General features: G+C 41.4%; 20 protein-coding genes. 4 read left to right on the plus strand and 16 right to left on the minus strand.

Annotated features, from left to right (window positions below; genetic code table 11):
* Window positions 1-81 precede the first annotated feature (81 nt).
* Window positions 82-594: a hypothetical protein gene (locus ACOTWU_RS23970; RefSeq protein WP_001151875.1), complete on the minus strand. Its 513-nt coding sequence runs from the start codon at window positions 592-594 to the stop codon at window positions 82-84.
* Window positions 595-605: 11 nt separating this feature from the next.
* Entirely contained in the window at window positions 606-1,643 is a 1,038-nt protein-coding gene (gene parM, locus ACOTWU_RS23975; protein ID WP_000818954.1) for a plasmid segregation protein ParM domain-containing protein, read from the minus strand.
* A 363-nt stretch (window positions 1,644-2,006) separates the two neighbouring features.
* Between parM and ACOTWU_RS23980 the strand changes: the two genes are divergently transcribed.
* Genes ACOTWU_RS23980 through ACOTWU_RS23995 form a run of 4 tightly spaced genes read left to right on the plus strand, consistent with a single transcriptional unit; the run spans window position 2,007 to window position 4,687 of the window.
* A complete protein-coding gene (locus tag ACOTWU_RS23980; RefSeq protein ID WP_085013661.1) occupies window positions 2,007-2,954 on the plus strand; it encodes a metallophosphoesterase in 948 nt (315 codons plus the stop codon).
* A complete protein-coding gene (locus ACOTWU_RS23985; protein WP_000700976.1) occupies window positions 2,951-3,787 on the plus strand; it encodes a hypothetical protein in 837 nt (278 codons plus the stop codon). Before ACOTWU_RS23980 ends, ACOTWU_RS23985 begins: the two co-directional genes overlap by 4 nt.
* Window positions 3,780-4,301, plus strand: coding sequence for a hypothetical protein (locus tag ACOTWU_RS23990; protein WP_000598517.1), 522 nt, complete (start codon window positions 3,780-3,782; stop codon window positions 4,299-4,301). Before ACOTWU_RS23985 ends, ACOTWU_RS23990 begins: the two co-directional genes overlap by 8 nt.
* Window positions 4,298-4,687: a hypothetical protein gene (locus ACOTWU_RS23995; RefSeq protein ID WP_000815011.1), complete on the plus strand. Its 390-nt coding sequence runs from the start codon at window positions 4,298-4,300 to the stop codon at window positions 4,685-4,687. Before ACOTWU_RS23990 ends, ACOTWU_RS23995 begins: the two co-directional genes overlap by 4 nt.
* A 61-nt stretch (window positions 4,688-4,748) precedes the next feature.
* On the opposite strand, the gene ACOTWU_RS24000 is transcribed toward ACOTWU_RS23995, so the two are convergent.
* From ACOTWU_RS24000 to ACOTWU_RS24065, 14 genes are all read right to left on the minus strand, one after another.
* Complete coding sequence (locus tag ACOTWU_RS24000; protein WP_001278838.1) at window positions 4,749-5,753, minus strand: ParB family protein; 1,005 nt, start codon at window positions 5,751-5,753, stop codon at window positions 4,749-4,751.
* On the minus strand, window positions 5,750-7,003 hold the full coding sequence (locus ACOTWU_RS24005; RefSeq protein ID WP_001050364.1) for a ParA family protein: 1,254 nt from the start codon (window positions 7,001-7,003) through the stop codon (window positions 5,750-5,752). The genes ACOTWU_RS24000 and ACOTWU_RS24005 overlap by 4 nt, the downstream gene beginning before the upstream one ends.
* A 1,128-nt stretch (window positions 7,004-8,131) precedes the next feature.
* The gene (locus tag ACOTWU_RS24010) at window positions 8,132-8,293 is read right to left on the minus strand and encodes a hypothetical protein (protein WP_001371949.1); all 162 of its coding nucleotides are present in this window, start codon (window positions 8,291-8,293) and stop codon (window positions 8,132-8,134) included.
* 2,548 nt (window positions 8,294-10,841) lie between these two features.
* The gene (locus ACOTWU_RS24015; protein WP_000387412.1) at window positions 10,842-13,523 is read right to left on the minus strand and encodes a TraC family protein; all 2,682 of its coding nucleotides are present in this window, start codon (window positions 13,521-13,523) and stop codon (window positions 10,842-10,844) included.
* An 8-nt stretch (window positions 13,524-13,531) separates the two neighbouring features.
* Entirely contained in the window at window positions 13,532-14,482 is a 951-nt protein-coding gene (gene trhV, locus ACOTWU_RS24020; RefSeq protein WP_001022588.1) for an IncHI-type conjugal transfer lipoprotein TrhV, read from the minus strand.
* A gap of 9 nt (window positions 14,483-14,491) precedes the next feature.
* Window positions 14,492-15,244, minus strand: a complete 753-nt coding sequence (gene htdT, locus ACOTWU_RS24025) for a protein-disulfide isomerase HtdT (protein WP_182911723.1) — start codon at window positions 15,242-15,244, stop codon at window positions 14,492-14,494.
* A 118-nt stretch (window positions 15,245-15,362) separates the two neighbouring features.
* Entirely contained in the window at window positions 15,363-15,845 is a 483-nt protein-coding gene (locus ACOTWU_RS24030; RefSeq protein WP_000377632.1) for a hypothetical protein, read from the minus strand.
* A gap of 7 nt (window positions 15,846-15,852) precedes the next feature.
* Window positions 15,853-17,208, minus strand: a complete 1,356-nt coding sequence (gene trhB, locus ACOTWU_RS24035; protein WP_000351841.1) for an IncHI-type conjugal transfer protein TrhB — start codon at window positions 17,206-17,208, stop codon at window positions 15,853-15,855.
* Window positions 17,198-17,659, minus strand: coding sequence for a plasmid transfer protein HtdO (gene htdO, locus ACOTWU_RS24040; protein ID WP_000521242.1), 462 nt, complete (start codon window positions 17,657-17,659; stop codon window positions 17,198-17,200). Before htdO ends, trhB begins: the two co-directional genes overlap by 11 nt.
* 1 nt (window position 17,660) lies before the next feature.
* Window positions 17,661-18,932 (minus strand): TraK domain-containing protein, encoded by a 1,272-nt coding sequence (locus ACOTWU_RS24045; protein ID WP_000592092.1) that lies wholly within the window; start codon window positions 18,930-18,932, stop codon window positions 17,661-17,663.
* On the minus strand, window positions 18,932-19,720 hold the full coding sequence (locus ACOTWU_RS24050; RefSeq protein ID WP_000783153.1) for a TraE/TraK family type IV conjugative transfer system protein: 789 nt from the start codon (window positions 19,718-19,720) through the stop codon (window positions 18,932-18,934). Before ACOTWU_RS24050 ends, ACOTWU_RS24045 begins: the two co-directional genes overlap by 1 nt.
* An 11-nt stretch (window positions 19,721-19,731) precedes the next feature.
* The gene (locus ACOTWU_RS24055; protein WP_001447770.1) at window positions 19,732-20,082 is read right to left on the minus strand and encodes a type IV conjugative transfer system protein TraL; all 351 of its coding nucleotides are present in this window, start codon (window positions 20,080-20,082) and stop codon (window positions 19,732-19,734) included.
* A 17-nt stretch (window positions 20,083-20,099) separates the two neighbouring features.
* Window positions 20,100-20,453 carry a hypothetical protein gene (locus ACOTWU_RS24060; protein WP_000423602.1) on the minus strand — a complete coding sequence of 118 codons (354 nt, stop codon included), beginning with the start codon at window positions 20,451-20,453 and terminating at the stop codon, window positions 20,100-20,102.
* Window positions 20,454-21,601: 1,148 nt separating this feature from the next.
* The coding region (locus ACOTWU_RS24065) for a RepB family plasmid replication initiator protein (protein WP_421625800.1) at window positions 21,602-22,258 on the minus strand (657 nt) is incomplete at its 5' end.

Consider the following 22,258-nt stretch of genomic DNA (forward strand, 5'->3'; position numbering starts at 1 on the left):
CTTTTGCTTTGCCACGGAACGGTCTGCGTTGTCGGGAAGATGCGTGATCTGATCCTTCAACTCAGCAAAAGTTCGATTTATTCAACAAAGCCATGCACCTGAAGAAAGTGGGCTTTCAGATGGTATAGAGGTATCGCTTCCCTCATTTTCAATCTTCACACCAAAGCAGGCATGTTCCTTTTGTACAAGGAAGGTTTCTTTTACAGAAACAGAATCCTGCTTTGAATTATCTAATTGTAGAGGTGTTAAATACTCCTTAAACTTTTGATCTAAGACATTCTCTAGCAATACATTAATAGGAGGCTTAGGTTCAGTATCTATAGTATTTCCATCATTCAGAAACCTATTAAGATCTGCAAGTGTTAATCTTTCGTTTAAACCATTTATAAAATTTGCCAAGTCAGGAAATAAATTATTTAATACCAACCCGGTACTAATAGCCGACCTAATTAAATCCAGTTGGTCACCCCTATGACAAAGTTCTGTTTTTTTCAAGAAACTATAAACATAGGGTGCTTTTCTTTCGGATATCCAGAAAGACCGGATCTGAATCCGGTCGTTATCTGCCTTATTTGAGATAGGGTATTTAGCCATGTTCTAGCTCATTATTCTGAATAAATAGTATCAGCAATTGCCAAAGATAATGCGAACTGCGGATTGTCTACCATGATAACTTTAGCCGTTTCAAAATGTTTACGAATAGCTGTTTCGATGAGATATGAACCTCCCCCAACAAGGAAAACATTATGAGGCCTCTCTTCGACTTGTGTAACCGCTCTGATTACTTTACTTTGCAACTTCTGTACCGCAGAGTTTACCGCATCAAAAACACCGTCACGCTTGTCCTCTGCAACCTTCAAAGCTGATTTATCATGACGATTATCAACAAGATGATGAATGTAAGCATTACTCGTATTCAGTTTCTCAGATTCAAGATACCTGCTGATCTCATCGTAAACAATAGAACAACCAATACGGTCAAAACCTTTTACTTTCGAAATCTGTTCTAATTGCCCAGTAATACTTGCAACATCAAGAGTAGTACCACCAAGATCAATTACCAAACTTGATTCAAATGAAGCAATATCCTCAATTTCATCTGCCCGGGTCACAGCTGGTAAAGATTCAGGGAAAACAGTCACAGACAAAACGTTAAAAGAATAGCGTTTACCGTCAAGATAACGCTCTACTGGTTTCATCAGATTATCTTTTTTTCTCTGAATATTTTCAATATTCGTTTCCCCTAAAGCAGTATAGAACTGGCTAAGTGGTAAAGTAACAAAGAGGTGAACATCCTGAGGAACTAAACCAGAAGCATGAAGTGCATGGTGAACATTTAACCGGCTAATTTCATCGTATTGGTGAGATACATCAGTCGATTCCAGTGAGTTACTAGATTCGCTGTGATGCGAAAACCTTTCCAGCCCATCAATAAGATAGTTAAAAGGATTGAGACCCTCATGGCGAACACGGAAATCTGGAACAAAACTATTTTGTGTAAGCAAGGGAACTAATTCGTTTCTTTCATTAAGACAAACCAGTTTTGCAGCTTTACTTCCATCATCGACAACGATTTTTAAAGCTTCAGTGATATCCTGCACTGATGGTGAAACAGGACTTTCAGATTTTAATAGTTCAGCCATAAAAACTCTCTTTTATTAATAGGACCATATTAGATATTAACTTTATACATTAATGGTGACCTATTATCAACATTAACACTATTAAAAAAATACGTAAGTCTATGTTATTTCAGCATCCTTCCATTTTAAATACCTTACCGTTAAATTTCCTGTATTCATGTATTAACCATGTTTATAAAGGAGCCAATTATAATCAGAAAGTTACTTTGCATCCTAAGTATGAACTGTTTGAGAGCCAGGACTGGGGCCTTTACCTGTAAGTAACAAAGGTCCTTAGGCTTAGAATCCAAAATGACGCCTTTTTGTAAAAAAATCATAGTTCGAAATACCGTATCATCGATGTAAACATACGTAGAGGAATTTATGGCAGCTGAGCACGTCCAAACTATAGACCTTACAAACTTCTCCGGAAGGATTTTCTTTCTGGCAGATCCTCATGGACATTACTCTGCGCTGTGCAACTTGATCCAATCAGTTACAAAGCCAGAAGAAGAGATAGTAATTTTCTCTACTGGAAATTTGTTTGACTATGGGCCGGAACCCATAGAATTGATGAAGGCGATAAACAGTGGCTTTTTCGATGGACGTTTTGTGAGGCATTTCTCAGCTGCCGGAGCCGGAGAAGAAATGTTAAAAAAATTGTTACCATTAAACAAAGACCGGAGAACATTTTACCCCAGCACATACCTCAATGAGAGATGGTGTGTAATGGGCGGAAAGTGGCATAAAGCTGTGAATCGTTACTATTTAGAGGAAGAGGTAAAAAAACTTCTTAATACCCAGCTTGGTACGATGATGCAGATTTTACTAAAAGGCGATATAAAAATTGGGGTTTGCCCTTCTGATTACGCCCCTATCCGCACATCATTCACTGATACTTATAATGCGCTTCAAGCATTCAACTATGCCAATGTGAATATTTTTCAGAGCCAGTTTCTATTCGGTATGGACCATGCCGTAATACCAATGATGATAAATGACGTCAACCTTATGGTCCTAGGTAGGAATCCTGTAAACAGCATTCGAAAAGCCCATGGTCGTACTCAAAACAATCTTCCAGTACTGATCGGTAATTGTTTGCATATAAATACTGGATCACTCTATATGTCAAAATTAGAAGACCAGGTAATAGTTGCTCCGGGTATACCGCAAACTGACTCACCAGCACTTACATTAGTAGAAATAATCATGAAGAACAATCCAGTTTTATTGTGTCATCAGCTAATACAAACAACAAACAAGTTTTATTCACTTAAAACCTATCCTTTAGAACTCGATTCGATTGAAAACAACATTGAGGTAATAAGATGAAGATAAATTGGAAGATTATCTCAATTTCAACATTACTTTTGCATCTTCACGCAGCAGCTGCACCACATCAAGAGAAAGAGCATAGAAAAGATGCTTTTTCTTCTGCCGCACAGAAAAGTGATTCACTTATATCTGCTAAAGCGGAGCTTATAAACGGAAGGTGGTTTATAAATGGTAAATATAGGCCTGTTCTAAAGACCAGCATGACCAAAACCAATTTCTTAGAAATCATGAATGTTTCAAATAAAGAATCACTTTTTATTGTGATACCAAAACTTGAGTATAATATCATTGCCAAAAATAAAATCTTACTAAATGAAAAAATTGCATTAAGCGAAGGCACATCCGGAAAAAGCATTGTTTGGGTCGAGCCAAAATCAAGTCTAACTATATCGTTTATAAATGACCTTGCTAATACGCCCCTTCAGGCTATCGTTTCGATCACAAGAAACAACAAAGATATAATTGCCATCTTTGGACCGGATCAGGGTAAAGGGTTTACTCTTCCCGGAAATACGTCTAATGATCAAGTGTCCGTTCCTGACTATTCTGACCTAAATATAAAAAAACTTAACATACCTCAAAGTGTTGGTAATCCAGTAACCATCAATCCTAAAGAGAAGAATTACCTCTTAGTTGGACAAGGAAAATATGAAATCTTATCTCTTCCTAAATATCAACATTTAGTATTTTCTGAACCCGTTTATATTGAGAAAAGAAAAAATATCCTCGGTGGTTATGGTTATTGGACGAAAGAAACAATTCTCTACCCCGGTGAATCATTATCTTTTATAACGAGCGCCAAAAACAATCTAAGGAAGCGGGATGATTAAAGTTATCACACTTTTATTGTTTGCATTACTGACTGGTTGTCAGTCAGTAGAAAGTAAAATCGAAGAACTCCCGACAGTTGGTTTTGACCCTATTCTATACAATAAAAGTGAGGCCTTTACTGACGGAAAAGTTACTTTACGTGTCGAAAGTTCAGGAACTGATGTTTGGCTTGTCGCCAAGAATGGAACCAGAAGTTTTATTGAGCTTTCAGGCCTAACGCTAGGTGGTAGTCGTTGTGCTTACAATGCCCGTAGTAAGCAACTTTTGCCCCCAGGCAGCGTAAGCACATTCGTAGTTCCTACGGTTGGAATGCTTGGACTTTGCTTCAACAATGAAGATCAACTTATGTTTATTAACCGTGCTTTTAGCAGAATCTCTCCCAAAGCAAAAGGAAAAGATTCGCTTTCGCTTTTATTTTCTGTTAGTTACGATTTTCCCGGAAAAGCGGACCTAATTACTAACCACGATTTTCAAGAGTTATATCTTTTATTTTTGAATGAGGATAATCTATGAAACAAACATTAATTGTTATTTTAATATGTTTTTGTCACACGGCTTTAGCATATCCATACCGTATCTATACTGTCCCGGAAGGGGCATTAGTAAAAAACATACTAACTAATGAATATCTAGGAAAAACCCCTGTGGTTGTGGACGTGAGCAATACCGAAGCTGGTTCTACTTTTGGGATTTCATTATTTAGACATGAAAATGTTGCTATAAAGATTTTTACAGTAATGCCTTCAGCAGAAAATAATTTTGCTGTTTCTGGACCTGACGTTGCAACTATGTCATTGCCGGGAAAAGCACCTTTAAACGTAGTAAATGATGGGAATGGCGCTTCTGTTCATATAGAACTAAGACCTTATATGTCTGAACCTGCGCACACCCCATATTAATATAACAAGAAATTAAAAATATAAATCATATGAACTGCATCATAAAGATGCAGTTCAATATTTATTCTGATACTTTTAATTTTTCTTTTATGAACTCCTCTAGTTCCTTAATAAAACCCGCATTTATCCTATTGAATTCAAAGCGAATTTTTCTACCAGTATTGTTTTTACTGATTCTTGCATACTTATCTTTGTTATCAAAAGTAATAAGATCACTTGTTTCCCATTTTGTGGAATAAGTTTTTTCACAAACACTTTCCACAGATTGTGTGATTTTTTCCATTACAACTTTTTGAGCAACCTGGAGATCTCCAATGTCTAAATCTTTTGTTTCCTCTTTAACATTATCTATTACTTCATCTAAAGGAAATAGATTTTTTTGCACATATTTCTGTAAACGAGACAAGCGACTATAATAGGAGTTCGGGATTCCTTCATAATCCGGGAATAAAGAGATCAATGTTTCGTCAATACGGGCCGCCTGGATTCTTTTGGCTACCGATACATGACTAATCCCAAGATATGCTGCGAGTTCTTCATTAGTAGAAAATCCTTTTTCTTCCATTTTTTTGATAAATTGAAACCCAACTTCTCTATATGAAAATTTTCGAGATGTTTGTGCTGCGGATATAATTGAATTTATATCATCTTCGGTTAGTTCATCCGGAAGAACCCACAGGGGGAGATCCTTTTCTGCCTTTATACAGCAGAAACGTCTGCGACTTCCTTCTATTAATAAATAAACCCCATCTCTTTTTACAGCGATCCCTTCGGTATCGACCCCTCTTTCTTCAATCTGCTTAAGAATATCTCTAACAGAATAATCTGTAAGGGCTTCTTGATTTCGTGGGTTCGCTGGATGGACTAAGGTCTCCTTCTCCACTCTCTGGGCTGGAACAATCACATGTTCCGCTTCAAGTCTCCGGCCCTTATGAAGAGTGAATAACTTTTTTATGCGAGGTGCTGTTTTCAAACCCGCAAGACCTGAACGGTGACCGACTTCTGTCCGCTTTGGTGCGTTTAAATATCGAGATTTATCATTCCCGATATGTTGCTCATCGCTCATGCGTTAACTCCTTGCTTAGCTGAAAAACTTTTTATTTCATTTATAAATTGCTGATATACCTGTAATACAGATTCTTCTGCGACATCAAGCTGCTTTGCGGAACAAAGTTCCTCTGATTTTTTGATATCAAGCACTGTACGCCCTTTGGAAGCAGCTGCCTTAAATGCTTCAGAATTTTTTATGTTAGCGGACATCAAAAGGTCCTGAACAGTTCTGATTAATTTATCCAAAACTATTCTTTCATATGGACTTTTGTCATCTACATTGACAGCAAGAACTTTGAACCATTTTAAATTGTCGCCCTTACTTGGTGATTGTTTAAACCTTTCACTTATTGTAAGCATGAAGTCTGTAGTAGAGGCGTAATCATATTCACGTGGTGACACTGCGACAAGAATCCCATCGGCCGCTTCGTCAGCAGCCCAGATCAAAGGTGAATCTTCAGGTGGAGTGTCTATAATAATCAAATCATAGTTCTGCTTCAGTACCGGTAAGATAACTTCCTTGAAACGTAGTAACAAAGACGTACGTTCTTCTCTAGAACATTGCCAGTATTTATCTTTAAAACGAGCATCTGTCGGAAAAGCCGTTATTACGTCCAAGTTTGGCAGATGCGTTGAAAAAGGCATATTAGTGATGATTTCTTCTTCAGAGAATCCTGAATCTAAATATTTTTTATACTCAGAATTTTCTTCATAAATTCCAAGGATTGCATCAATTGCTGTAAGGAAGACATCATCTTCTGAGACACTTTGAATCATGCTGCTTCCAATCGAACCTTGTGGGTCCCATTCGATCATTAATACACGTGCATTGAGTTGTAGATCTAAAGCAGCTGCTACTGCTAAAGCTACAGATGTAGTGCTTTTCCCTGTACCGCCTTTATGATTCTGAGTAACAATAGCTCTGCTAAAGTAATGATCGCGGTACTTGGGATAACCCAGGGCATCCATTATTTTTTGAACATCCCAGCGGGTGTAAAGATGATTTTTGTTTTGATAAATAGGTGCACCAACAAGTTCTTTTTCTTCTAAGTCCGAAAGTATTTTATTGAACGTTACTCGTGACTTCCCAAAAAAATCAGAGAGATTTTTTTTATTCAAACAGTGGTTATAGATCAGTCTATCAACACCATCAACACTATCATCAGAAACAGATACTCTTGATGAAGCCATCAGAGATTCCTTTAGAGAAATCTGCTCGCTTTTCATGCGCTGACCAACGAGGGCGATCTTTTCAAGTAAATTCATGGTTATGACCTTTTTGCACTGAAAACCGACTTTTACGCATATATGTAAACTTTACGTATAATGCGTCCATTTCCTTGTTATGCGTACAATTCTATCCTTAGTTTCAATCTTAAGCTAATGTTTGTTTACTTTTTTATGATTTTTTGTGAGCTTAACTTGCAGATGTGAGCTCAGACTCTCTAGTCCATACCTAATGCACAACCTGTTTAAACCACGATTCTTGTCTCCTTCTCTACGCTTTGAAGTTAAGAGCTCCATTAATGAATCTTCACGCCTACCCTATTTCTTGCTTAGACCCTAAAATCTATCTCACCGGTGTGCTGATATACGTTTCCTAACTGTGAACCGTTGTCGTCAGTCCAGTCTAAAGATATGAGGTGTTAATCTCTTGAGGAGGCACACTACGAATTATGGGAGCAGAGTTAGCAACCTCACCCCGAAATGAAACCCAACTTAAGGAGGCAACCCCAGTGTGGAGATTAAGGGGGTTAAATCTGCCAGCGGCTGACAGTGTCCCAGCTGCTGCTCAGTCACACCACGCCCTGATTTAATCCCCTGCCCGGTATTGTAATGACCGAAAAAAACCCGTGCACTGGTGTCGGCAGACCGGCATGCATGAATATGACGTTAATCTGTATCAGCAGGCACTTTTCGCATAATGGGAGCAAGTGATAGCAACGCCGCCCAGAACGGAATGCCAACATCAGGACTGAACCCAAGTTTGGCGATTAAGGGGGTTAAATTTGCAAGCGGATGACAGTGCCCCCAGCTGCTGCTCAGTCACACCACGCTTGATTAAATCTCTCGCCAGGTCTTGTTTTGACCGAAAATAGCCCAAGCACTGATGTCGGCAGACCGGCATATAGGAATATGACGTTAATCTGTATCAGCAGGTACATTTCGCATTATGTGAGCAAGTGATAGCAACCCAGCCCGGAACTGAAGGCCAGCATGAGGACAGAACCCCAGTTTGGCGATTAAGGGGGTTAAATCTCACAGCGGCTGACAGTGCCTTCAGATGCTGCTCAGGCATACTACTCTCCCTGATATAATCTCCCATATGTTCTTGAGATCGTCGGAAATCGCCCATGCACCGGTGTCGGCAGACCGGTATGCAGTAATGTGAATTTAATCTGCATCATCAAGCACATTTCGTATTATGGAAGTAAGTGTTAGTAAACCAAAGCCCGCCCAGAACGGAAGGTCAACATCAGAACAGAATCCCAGTTTGGCGATTAAGGGTGTTAAATCTGCAAGCTGCTGACAGTGCCCCAGTTGCTGCTCAGTCACACCACGCCCTGATAGAATCTCCTGCCCGGAAATGTGATGACCGAAAAAAGCCCGTGCACTGGTGTCGGCAGACCGGCACGCAGGAATATGACGTTAATCTGTATCAGGAGGCACATTTCGCATTATGGGAGCAAGCGATAGCAACCCAAGCCCAGAACTGAAGGCCAGCATCAGGACAGAACCCCAGTATGGCGATTAAGGGGGTTAAATCCGCCAGTGGCAATAAGATCCCGAGCGGTGTTTAAGAAATATTTCCCGAAGGACAATCTTCCGCTCGTACGATGAATATAGTGTTCAACCCGGGAGAGGGATCACTTAACCTGCTTAGCCTAAATCTTACGTCATTCTCTAAACGGAGTTTAAGCTTAATGGTCCTGAGAAAGTTAAAAGGACTACCCATAATGACGGTTTGAGATGGCGAATAAGGGTTTTTTCTGCCAGCGGCTGACATTGCCCCAGCTTCTGCTCAGTCACACCACGCCTGATTAAATCTTCCGCCAGGTCTTGTTATGACCGAAAATTGTCCGTGCACTAGAGTCGTAAGACCTGCATACAGGAATGAGGCGTAAATCTTTATCAGGTGGCAAGGTTCGCATCATGGGAGCAAGGGTCTTGAACTGGAGGTTAACATCATAAAATCCCAGATTGGCGATTAAGGGTGTTAAATCTGACAGCGACTGAAAGTGCCTTCAGATGCTGCTCAGGTATATTACACCCTGAAAAAATCAAGCATCTGTGCTTGCGAATATCGGAAAAGGCCATGCACCGGTGTCGGCAGACCGGCATGGGCAATGAGACGTTAATCTGTATCAGCTGGCGCATTTCGTATCATGGGAACAAGTGTTAGCAACCCTCTCCAGGACGGAAGGACACTATCAGGACTGATCCCAGTTTGGCGATTAAGGGGGTTAAATCTGCCAGCGGCTGACAGTGCCTTCTGATGCTGCTCAGACATACTATGCACAGATATAATCACCCGTCCGTCCTTGTGATTATCGGAAAAGGCCATGCACCGGAGTCGGCAGACCGGTATGCAGTGATGTGACTTTAATCTTTATCAGCAGGCGCATTTCGTATTAAGGGAGCAAGTGTTAGCAACCCTGCCCAGGACGGAAGGACACTATCAGGACTGAACGCCAGTTTGGCGATTAAGGGGGTTAAATCTGCCAGTGGCTGACAGTGCCTTCTGATGCTGCTCAGACATACTATGCACAGATATAATCACCCGTCCGTCCTTGTGATTATCGGAAAAGGCCATGCACCGGAGTCGGCACACCGGTATGCAGTGATGTGACTTTAATCTTTATCAGCAGGCGCATTTCGTATTAAGGGAGCCAGTGTTAGCAACCCTGCCCAGGACGGAAGGACACTATCAGGACTGAACGCCAGTTTGGCGATTAAGGGGGTTAAATCTGCAAGCGGATGACAGTGCCCCAGCTGCTGCTCAGTCACACCACGTCCTGATAAAATCTCCTGCCCGGTAATGTGATGACCGAAAAAAGCCCGTGCACTGGTGTCGGCAGACCGGCACGCAGGAATATGACGTTAATCTGTATCAGCAGGTACATCTCGCATTAGGGAGCAAGTGATAGCAACCCCGCCCAGAACTGAAGGCCAGCATGAGGACAGAACCCCAGTTTGGCGATTAAGGGGGTTAAATCCGGCAGCGTGAGTAAGTGCCCGTGCTGTGTTAAAGAAATATTCCCTAAGGACAATCTTCCGCTCGGCCTTTTGTATAAAGTTGTCACCCCGGGAGCGGGGATCACTTTACCTGCTTAGCCTAAATCTTACGTCAATCGCTATCCGGAATTTTAGCTTAATGGTCCTGAGCAAGTTAAAAGGGCTACCCATAATGACGTCCCCAGATGGTGATAAAGGAGTTAATTCCGCCTTCGGCTTACAGTGCCGCAGCTGCTGCTCAGCAACACCACGCCCTGATTAAATCTCCCGCCTGTCCTTGTGATGACCAAAAATAGTCCGTGCACTGGCGTCGTAAGACCGGCATACAGGAATGAGGCGTTAATCTTTATTAGGTGGCAGGATTCGCATCATGGGAGCAAGGGCCCTAGAACTGTAGACTAACATTAGAAAATCACAGTTTGGCGATAAAGGGGGTTAAATAAGTTAAAAGTCTTCGGTGAGCAAATTGGATAAATTTTCAGAAACCAAACCGTTAATAATAAACTTTTAGAAGAATGATTAAAGGATATTAAGTTTTGTATGCAAAATGACACCAGTGATCTGTTTTCACTAATAATGCCGCGCTACTTTGATTACCTTTGGTAAACAAAAATGTAATTTACGTGATTTTCATCTTATAATGTCAGTATTGAAGTTATAAATTTTGTTTACTTAATGCGTACACAACCTAACTGCGATTTGTATTTATGTCACTGTTTTTACACCACATTAATTATAAAACCAAAATTTGCAGCACAGTGATGAACTCATTAAGTCACAACCTCATTTGTTTACTTAAGGCATACAATAAAAAACCAGATTCTTATGAGACATCTGGTTTAATTATTTTTGCTTGAAGATATTTACTCTACGCGGCCAAACCCGCTGCTACTTCTTGAGCATAGAGAATTTCTATTGCCTCGCCATAGCTACAATTCTCGCGGCTTTGAATTTCCCATAATTTACTCCTGTCAGCACTATCCGTAGTAAAACAAAGCTCCATTTTCCGGTCTACGTATAACCGACAGATCTCTTGGAAGTTTTCGAACCTGACTAACATCTCTGAAAACACCTTTTTGACTGTACGAATATTTTTCATACGTTCATATTCTGCATCTGAAGTAGAAAAATATTTATTAGCCTTCATTGCTTCAATGCTTTCTTTTTCTTGTTTCATGATTATCTTCCAAGGCGAGTTAGCAGTCAGGGCCCGGCCAACAGAAGAAGTAAAATAATCTTCAAACGACTGTGTGATACAGATGCCAGCGCAGTTTGTTTTCCTGAACCTACGCCATGCCGCTTCGAGGAAGGAAGAGAAGAATTGGTTTGATTGATTTCCGGCACCTGATGAATTATCAGGACGAATGTACTCCCATGCTTCATCAAGGATGAACAAGCGACGACGCCCATCTTTTTTGATGAACATTGCATGCTGAGCAGCCTGAATGATAGACATTAATACAACTGTCTGAAGGTGGGGGGTGCCTTTTAGCTCCTCCAGTTCCAAAACAATAAATCTGCTGTCGAAGTTGATTGGAGGCAACGTATCGGTAAACCGGTGCCCATAAATTCCACCTTCGCACCATGCTCCGAGTTGCTCCCCAATATCCTTTATACGTTTGTCTTCATGCTTCTTGCAACGCAGAGCAAAGCCGGTTATTGAACCGGTCCGACCTGATTTTCTGGATTCTTGGTACTCTTCTGCAATAAGCTGAAGCATCACTGATTGTTGATAATCATCGATAAGGCCTTTCTCTGAAGCCATAATTTTTAGCTGATTCAAAACCATTATGGTCTGAGCAACTTTGTCTTTTTCTGCATCGTTTGAAGTTGATTCACCGGTAAATTCAGGTGCTTCGTTAAATACATCGTCGTTAACAGTGATGTCAGTTAGGAAGGCAAAGGGATTTAGGGTGAAGTCAGGGGTTTTACCGAAATCAATAAATTGACTGTTTGTATATTGTTCCGCAATCCCCTGGTAAGAACGGCCCACGTCCACAACAAATACTTGAGCACCGTCAGGATCATCATCTGGGTATTCGTTTTCTAAAAAATGCTTAAATGTTGAGCGATAATGAACGAGGTTATTAGATCGCGGTCCAGCTCCAAGATAGTTATTGATTAGATATGCTGTCCAGAATGACTTCCCTGCACCTGACGTTGCACCAATAACCATGTTATAGCTTGCAGAAGTCTTGAAAATATCAAGTCCCATGAGTTGACCTTCACGAGAAACTAAACTCAGTACTGGTCTATCTGTATTACCTTTCCAGGGCCCAAAGATCGGTGTCATATGAGCCGCTCCGGTGTTGCTCACTACTTCGGAACGGTCAAGGTCGAAAATTGTCTTTGGGTCATTGCACATTGGCAGACATGACATAAATGACGGGAAAACGATAAAGGAATCATCTGCTACTTTGACCCGGCTTTCGAGGTAAAAGGATTTGAGATCGTTAGCTGCTGTCTGCACAGAATTGGCATTACTACCCATAACAGTGAAAGTAAGATACCCTCTTAAAAGCTTTGCGCCATCCTCAAGCTCGCGAGTTACGGCCATGTAGTCATTATCCATATCCCGCAGGCGAGGGCAGAATGTGACAACTGAAGGTATACTTGCCTGTTTATTAGTGATTGCTTTGTAGCGGACGTTTTCTTTTGACAACTTGAGCGGATCGGCAAACTGAACAGTCTGAGTGATCATAAATGGGCTGAAAATTGTCTTACGTCCATGCATCCAGTTAACTACTAACTCATACATACAACCGAAATTGACGTATTCAGGAAACTTTACAACGGAAAGTTGTTTGAAGTAACGATGCTCAGATTCGTCGTCACTTTGTGTGACTGATGAGAAATGATTTTCTGTGACTGTATACTTACGGCCGGGAACGTTAACTTGTTCATTAAGCCTTTTCATAGTGTTAACGTCTATGAAACCTTCAGCCCACCGGGAGTTCTTTCCGGGGTTTACGACCTTATCTATACAATAGAGCCAGTTTTCTGCATCGACCTTAAACGGATGCAATCCAATCGTAATTAACTTACTTACAAGTTCAGAGTAAAGTGAATCGATACGCGAATGTTCCAGCTCGGTAGGAAGGGCAGACTGTAAAGGAATCGATAGCGAGATCCATACCTGAAAATCCCTCAACATAAGGTTATCATGATCAGGTTTTAAAGGCTTATGCATACTTCTGTCGTAGTAGTCCAACTGATAACCATTAAGCAGATCTGCTTTAAGCTTATCGTTCCCAGTCATACGCCCACCTCGCACAGCTGACCAAGCACTAAGCTGTAAAGTCAGGTCTGGCAATGCAGTCAGAGATATTTGACAGACAGTATCTGTAGGGAAATCCATTTTGAACATTTCAGCAAGAACATCTTGCTGATTATCAAAAACTCCAGGGGATGGATTACAGATAAACATAAACCCTAATCTGTTGCCATCAATCAAAAAATAGTGAGTCCCTGCTAATTGATCGTAAACAGGGATAAACCCACCTAATTGATGGCGATTTAAACCGCTATTGTAATTATTGATAGCTTCCATATTTGACCTTACAGTTGTCTAACAATGCCGTTCGAAGAGACAGCTTTAGTTGCTTTTTGTTGCTGCTGCATATTTTCCCGGGCCGCATCCTGTACTTCTAAAGGAACTATGCGAGCTGGGTTTGAGGTCGAATTCTTGCCAGCAATCCATGTTTGCGGTTTTACGTTGACATAAACGTAGCCGGGAAGATTAAGCGCATCGTTATCATCGGTATAAGGTGCAAAAGTAATTCTCATTACTTTCCCCTGTTGCAGAACAGCAAGTGGTTCAGGAGCCACTACAGCTTGTTTATAACCTTGCGAACGGTATTGCTGGATCTGCCCAGGGTTGAGAGTCGGGTTAACGGGCTGGCCATTGTAAAGAGAGTACATATCCTTACCAGGGCTGATATCAGAATTAGGTGCAACGTAGCGTGGGGCATTTCCAGCAGAAACCGGATAGCTTGTTTGTTTAACGACTTCCGCAGCCGGATGAACGAAAGGGTTACCAGTTGAAGAGGCAGTGCTATAACTGCTAGTCATCCTTACGTTTGAATTAACCGGTACACCAGAAATAGGCCGTGGTCCAATGGATGAAGTAGGGGCACCCATTTTTAAAGTTTTATCGTACATGACAGGTAACTGACCAACTGGCTTAATTTCGGTTTTTGAATAAGCCACAGGCTGATTTTTAAGGGTAGTAGACTGTGGATATTTGACTTCCCCTGGAGGGCTAATTTCAGTTGGATAACGGCTGTCATTGACAGCCGATTTCTCCTTTCCCGATTCCGACTCTTCCCCCGCCAGTGCAGACAGATCATCTCGATTATTAGTTAACTCCATAACTTCGCGAGGACCTTTACAGATAACGCCCTTTTCAATGCCTGGACATTCGGATTCGGAACTACCGATGGAGCACCCCGTAAGATATGAGGATGTACCTACAACCAGAGCACTGAGTACCAATCTTTTGATGTTCATAAACTAGCCTTAATTTGTCTCAAATGGATTTTTTAAGAGAGGTTCAACGCTTTGGTTCAACCAGTAGTCGAAATCTTTTGGAATGCCATTACCAGCCAAACCATCCTGTCTGACAACTGAAGGTACACCCTGCAATTTATAAATTCCTGCGAGCATCAATGACGCTACCAAAGGTTCCGCCGGACATTCTTCTGCTTCTTTTTGAGAGAGCAATCTTTTTTCAATGTCGGATTTGCTTCCCATTAGCCAACGAAGAATATCGAGGTTGTTTATTTTTCCTTTTTCTTTACTACACCAGAGCCTTCTAAGCTCTTCTTTTGGCTCACCGGGTGAGGGAACTAAAACAATATCTATCCGATACTTGTCCCGATCTGCATAGAATTTCTTAACAAGTTCCATGCAACCGTCACAATCAAGTGTTATGAAAATGGCTGCTTGTCTTTTAAGCTTTGAATTTCCCAGAGGAATGGACGCTACAGTTTCCAGAGGGAAGGGGGCCTCATCAAGACTAATAAAATAGGAATTCCTGATTTCTTCTACAGTCAGAACAGGTTTACGTTTAATTACATCAACAAGGCTTCCCCCAGTAAGGGAGTATCGGCCATCGGTCGTTACTGCCATTAGCTGCGAACGTTCGTCCTGAAAGAGGTATAGCCCACCAGAAGGAATGTATATGGCATCCTTAGGTTTATATCCTTTCATTTTTGATAACACACCCGAGATCTGACTGGGTGAAACGCCACCTTCCTTTGCCTTTGCCATTAACGCAGCAGCATCACTATTAGTTAGGACCTGCTCTGAAGCATAAGTGACCGTATTCGCCATAATGGCGAAAGCCGCCATTAAAGGGAAAAGTAACTTTTTCACTATTGGGTGCCCTCTACTTCTTTGCATTATAAGAACTTGATTGTACCGCTTCAGAGCTATCTTCAAGTTCCATATAAGTGACGATTTCAACACTATCCGGTACAGTAACGGCAAGCGTTGCATCAATAATTAAATAGCCACGGTCACGGTAGATCTTCATTAATGTTCTGAAATATTCTTCGAATTGAGATCTATCATTGTCAGCAGTACGGCCTCCGTGATGCTTGAAAAATTCCTTACGTAATTCAGGCATGTCAAGCACTGCAATCTTGTACGAAGGCTGGGATTGTTTATTGAAGTAATCGTAAACATTCATAAAGCCTTTATAACCATAAATAATGACCAATACGGCAAAGGCGAAGAAAAATAAATACTTCAATATTTTTTCAATATCAATTTCGAAGGTAATTTTTTTTGTTGTCCTTTCTCGCACCATTTTTTTAGTGATTTCAGGTCCAGCTGATTCAGGCGATTCTTTTTTTTCTAAACTATCCATTTAAACCTCAGCGACTGGTCAGATTCGTTGGAATTGTAGTTCCGGTCTGAACGACAAATGTAATAGCTCGGCCAGGGCTAATTTCTACGATTGGCCACTGTTGTTCTGCAATTGCGGTGTAGTAATCGACGAGTCGATTAAGACCACCTTGAGCTGCACCAGCCCCGGCTAATGCCCCAAGTGCACCAAAATTAGGGGACTGATACTGAGCCTGTGAATTAGGGTCGATGTTAAGTGAAGATACCTTACTGGGACTTAAGCTACCGGCAAGTGAAGAAAGTCCACCGGCAAATGCAGCTCCTGCAATTGCGTTACCATTTCGGCTGATAAGCGTGCCTCGGATCCCATTTTTTCCGTCATTTTCACTTACAGCATATGCTTCCAGTTTTACGTCAAAAGCTTTCCCTTTTGAATTAACACAAGAGATAGAAGTGGCACGTATGTAAGCACGCTGTGACGCCAGATCACCAACAGCTGAACCCAGAAGGTTACAGTCACGCAAATCCATGGTGAAATTATTGGGCATGATGACATCTTTTTTAATACGCATCGTTACTGGCATTGGTTCTGATTTGGAAGAAAGGCTTGTAGGCGCTTCAAGCCCGGTAATCAGAACACCAGTGATAATAGATGTTGCCGGAAGAAACATTTCATCTTTTCGGGCAGCATGCCGCGCTTTGCTATCAACTGGCGCAGTACCATCACCTCGTACAGTCCGAGTTGGCGCTTTATCTCCTGCAATGACCTCTCTGCCTTCCTTGATTCTGTTTTCAGACACGGGCATAACCTGAATGACACCATCGGTACCATTAGTCTTAATGGAACTTTGTGTGATTGTTCTCATTGGGCTATTACGCGTAGGTGTGATAGAAGCGTAATTAGGGTTTACGCCATTAATCGGCGCATTAGCATTAAGCTGATAAGGAGCTGCCGGTGCCTGCTCATTAATCGTTTTACGCGAACTACCAGCATCCAAGTTACGATTGCCGTTTCGATTTGTCTGCATATCATTAATTTGCTGAGACAGCTGCTGAAGTTGAGAAGTTAAACTTGCAACTTGGGCTTTAGTTTCCTGTTGGGCTTTTTCTGCTTTTTCGCGGTCCTCTTTCGCCGCATTTTGGTCAAGTCGGTTTTGCTTAACCATTTCTTTATATACTTTCTGGCTTTCTTCATTACTCAATTTGTTCATTTGCGAATCATCTAACAACAAATTGGTCTGCATGTCTTTTTTCTGTGTTTTCTTTTCTTTCTTAACTGGTGTGGAAAAAATAGACTGGCTAATAATATAAACAATCACTACCAGCAGAGCGCCAATAACAGAAAGTCTGACGGTCTTATTTTCCCAGGCCTTTTTAATGTCCATGATTAGCTCCACTTGTAGGTTTCTGGAATCGTTTAATTTTTAGATTTCGTTCGCTGTCAGACATCTGAGGAACGATATAGGGTTCACCTGCTCTGGCCCAGTTTTCACGAACAGATGGATGATTCATTTCAGCTTTATCTATCTGGCTCGTTCTAGATATTTCATGTTTGTAATTAGGTTCCAAAACGTTACTTTTGTGATAGTCAAAAGCATTCTCCTCATTAATATTGCCCTCTCCTACAAATTTATCAATAAGAGTTGGATCGTTCATTATTACTGTCTGAACGGGAAAAGCGTTACTGCCATCTTCGATACTAATGGGTGCGTCCGGAACGATTAATACACTCCTTTTTGGTATATATTCTGACCTGTAGTAAAAGCTGGTTAAAGCAAATACGACAAAACCAATCACGGTGGCCCCAAGCAGAGCAGGCAAAGTAACTTTTCCCATATTATTTTCTGATTAGACTTGGTCTGGTTGTAACCCGGGCCTCGCGTTCCTTGAACAATTTATCCCGGACTATGTAAAGCTCTGTTTCTTCTCCCGGTTGCAGGTATGCTTTATCAAATAAAGCACTTGCAATAACGCCTTCTGCCATACACTGCTGATCAGCAACGATTTGACCGTATGGTTTATCGTTTTTCACAAGAATTACATCAATAAGTTCACGTGAGCCAACCAGTCTCTGACCGAGCTTTGCATACATATTAAAGTTACATGGTGACTGCTCTGGCGCAGGAATACGAGAAAGTCGGTCCTGTTGTAAACTGAATCCTGAAGGGACCTCACCAAGAGCCACAGGAGTCAATAAATCAATGATTCTTTGTTTATGATCGTCTTGTTTTGGATCCGTTGGAGCCAGTTCTTCTGACTGGGAGCGGGCCAACATTTCCTCATAGTTTTGCTTATCCAATGAGGTTTCACGTTTGGCTTGCATAGATGGGCTTAAAGATGTAGTAACTGAAATCATCGCACCGGGAACATCAAGCGGTACCAGGGTCAGGTTATAGGTCGATTCAGGTACCTGATCTTCAGACAACATAATCCCGATTGGTTTATCGGTATTAGTTGAAATAAAGACATCGCCACCATTAACAAATATGCTTGCCTCTTCAGCAGGGGTAGAAGTACTGACAGAAGCATTCTTGAAGCTGGTCGATATTCTGTTTTGAAGTCCTCGTGAAACTGGCAGTACCACATTCCCACCAGGCGGCACATTTACACGCTGAACTTCTTTATATCGGTTACGAGCTTCGACATAAAGTTCATCGGCTTTTGACGTGGCGGTCGCATTGGTTGCATTCTGCTGGGACGAGGTACCTGTTGGTCTCCCATAGCTATCAATTGCACCAGATCGGGTCTGTGCGTCAAATCCGGGGAGACTAGGATTATTTGATAATGCTCCAGTAATAGCGCTTACCGCAGGCGAAGCATTGCTGGCTGGGGAAAGTTGCACGGTAGGGAGATCAGTTGTAGGTTTTTGTCCCTGCGCATTACCGGCTTCACTAAGGTTTGTTTGTGCACCTGACTGTTCAGAACCAGCTTGACCCGGAATAATGGCTTTTGCAGCTCCATTCTGAAATCCGTCAGCACCAACTGGCATTACAACCGGGTTATTAATTGTTGCTGGCAATTGGTATTCTTCAGCGATTACGCAGTTCGAAGTCGTGAGCATGATCAATGCTGTAATTGCGTTGAAGCCTAAGCCCTTTTTTTTAATCATCACTTGTTACCTGTAGACGGTGGCGGATTATCCAGCGTTGCCAGTTGCTCTTTGCCGTTTATCGTAATTTTTTTAATATTCGGTGTTCCGGAATATTGATTTACATATGCAATTCTTGGGCGACCATTTTTCATCCCGAGAACCCATTCATAAGTCCATTTCGATGATTCAGTTTTGTCCGGAACATTTACAAGTCGAGTCGTTTTGGTACCCCAGACATAGACCATGTCATTTTTTGGATCAAAGTAAATATCATTAGGCTTAAAGGTCTGCTCAACACCACGAGCCTGCATGATATTTATCTGCTCCTGTAAAGACTCACTCGTTTTAGCCTGTAGTTCAGGTGAAAGGGCATCGAGGACATAGGCCGTCACAAAGGAAATATTAGTTGGATTAATATTCCCTAAAAGGGTACTAAAAAAGAGAGCCCATTGTGTTTTATAAGATTCCGATGCTTTGTTACCAACAACCGTGATCTCTTCATTCATGTTTGGAGGGGTAACAATCGTCACTGGGTCAGTGAAAAAAAGAATCTTTGCAACCAATAACCCAATGACGGCTATTGAAACAGTATTAATGCGGATAAGTTTTGTATCACGATTAATCAGGGCGCTGTATGTAATTCCAGCACCTGACGCTTCAGCTTGTGGGCTAAATCGTTTTTTAATGTCCAAAAAACGTCCCTTAGCACTTTCATCTTTCTTTACGTATGACTGTTCAAGATCACCGTTTTCATCCTTTTTAGATTTTTTGAAAAAAGGGATGTTAATGCCACTTAGCATTTTCATTCATAGCTCCATCAAGAATACAAATCTCTGATAAATGGATCGTTGAAATAACGGCTACTAAAAACTGCTTTACCTGGCAAAAAACCGAGCCACCAGAGTTTGTGTTTTAGCAATCCTCTTATTCCTGACTCAGCTGCTTTGTTATACGCAATCCAATACACAACCGCTGCTACAACAGAAAACCCGAAGCATTCGAAGATATTCCCAAATGCAACCAGAATGAATGCAAGCCCTAATTTTTTGGCATCCCAAAACAAAATCAGTAGAGGCATGTTGATCCTGAAAGGGAATCTATAGGTATGCTGAGGAACGTCGTTCTGCTTACTCATTAAAAATCCAGAGAGGGGGATGAACCCCCTCATGCATGATTAACAATAAATTACAGCGGTACGCCAGCATCCATAAAGGTGCTGATAATTTTCTCGCCGTTGGCCATTACCAGCATCATGAATAATGAAACCAGTGCCAGGCCCGGGTTAGGCTTAAGGACAGAGAAATATACGCTTGAGATCAACATCGCGGCTGCCAGAATTTTGCCCGGAGCTCCAGTCATACTTTCACTCATGTATGACCAAATATCTCCCAGTGCCCCATCATCTGAACCCGCATATGCCAGACCGCAAAAAAGCACGGTCAGCAGAACAAACAAAATCACTTTTGCGCTTTTTGTTTTAAAAAGTGCAGCCGTGTTAGATTTCTTTTCACTAAGGCCAATATTTAAAGAAAGTTCCATAATTACTCCGTGTAGATTTGAGTTCACGTAAACGCGAATGAATAATACTTTTTTATTCCGATCCTTCCGTTCGCATAAACCCCCTTTTTTTAACGTTTAGCGATTGGTGAATTTTTAAGCAAAGGGCCTAAAGCATAATCTTTGAAAGGTACCAGTGAACGCTTAGTAAAAGTTTGAAAGAGGGGAGGGGGTAAGATTACGTTAAGCTCAATCCTGAAGCTGATGAGACTCCTCAAGCATAAAAGTCACTTTTGATGGTTTGAAAAGCTCTAACTAGATATCGGGCAGGTAACTAAGCTTCATATCTAATCTTTTTTGTTCCCTTATTATCTATCTCTTGATTCTGAGAAGGCCGCATATCACTGTGCTCCCTGGTTCGGCAACTATCAGTTGGAGAAACTACATACAATCCTCGGGCCGGTGCGTCATTCATCTAAATGCCTTTTACACCTCTGGGCGTGAGTGGGACTTTGTCTTGTCCATACGAACATCATTCATTCGAATGCTTTTGGCCAATGCTATTTAAGCAAATGCTTTCTGGCTGAGTCCTTTTGCGAATGAGTCTTTGATATAACTGCATGAATTTTGGGTTGTTTGGTGTACTAACAAAACAAAGGCATTTCTTTGAATGCCATTGGAGTTGTGATGCTTCTGATATTTTTTTGATCTCATATCAAGCACATAGTCCTTCTGATGCCCAATGTCATAGATGTCTTGGACCATTCTCGCTCTTAACAAAGCTGAACTGTGTGTCATTCGACCTAATGCCATTCACCAAAATGCCTTTTTATACCACTGCATAGCTATGCTCGGGATACAGTGGCAAACAAAAGCATTTCAATGAATGAATTTTTGGGATACCGACATCAAAAGCATTTGTATGAATGTAAGAGGCGTAATCCACAAAAGGCATTCACGTGAATAGAGTGCGCACGAAACCATCTTGCTCAACGGCATTTAATGAATGGGCTAGCATGTACGCTTGAGTCAGAAAGGCATACAGATGAATAGTCAGGAGTTCGTTTGAAAAGTTACTTTTTTGCACATTAAGCCGAGATGTAAGACCAGTAGTAAAAGAAGCACTAAGCATAGCACTGATAAATAACTTATTTTTCAGCAGGTTATAACCAGTGCATACCAGATAGCTTTCAACCTTGTTTGGCAAGGGCCAGCTTAGGGCTTCTTTTGAAGATCTGAAATTGTATGTCGCGACCTTTCTTAACTTCTTGATAATCGAGATATCCGATAGATTCAAGTTCCCGCATTGCTTTACGAATTATCTGGTTTTGCGTACGAATAGGGGTTGTAAGAAGCAACCTTTCCCTCAACCGTTTCATATTAACGAACAACGTACCAGCTGGCATTGCTTCAAAATAAATATAGAGAGATTGCGCAGCTTCTTTTTTAGCCAAAATGTATAGAACCTGAAGGCTTAACAATGTCTTATGGTCGTAACGATACAGTTCCCACATAGAAGGATCCCCAACCAGCTCAACAGTATCGCTTTTTGGATCAATCATAGCCTTCTGCACCAGATGCGTTACTGTGAACCGACCACTACGAGAGTCTGAGAAGGCAAGCACTACCGATGCAAGGTTCATTAATGACTCTTTAAAGCGCGCACGAGTTCGTTTGTTGATGTTTGTTGAACTGATACCACACATCTTCGCAAACTCGTTAAAAGTCAGGCTAATCTTCTCGGAAGTAAAATGACCTGCTCCCCGTTGATTAACACACCGCGATGTTAGTAATGTCTTCATAAGCCACATGAGGACACCCCCATGAAGAAGCGTTTTTCCGACCAA

It is taken from the genome of Enterobacter cloacae complex sp. GYL001, assembly GCF_049237125.1.
Taxonomy (GTDB): Bacteria; Pseudomonadota; Gammaproteobacteria; order Enterobacterales; family Enterobacteriaceae; genus Enterobacter; species Enterobacter hormaechei_C.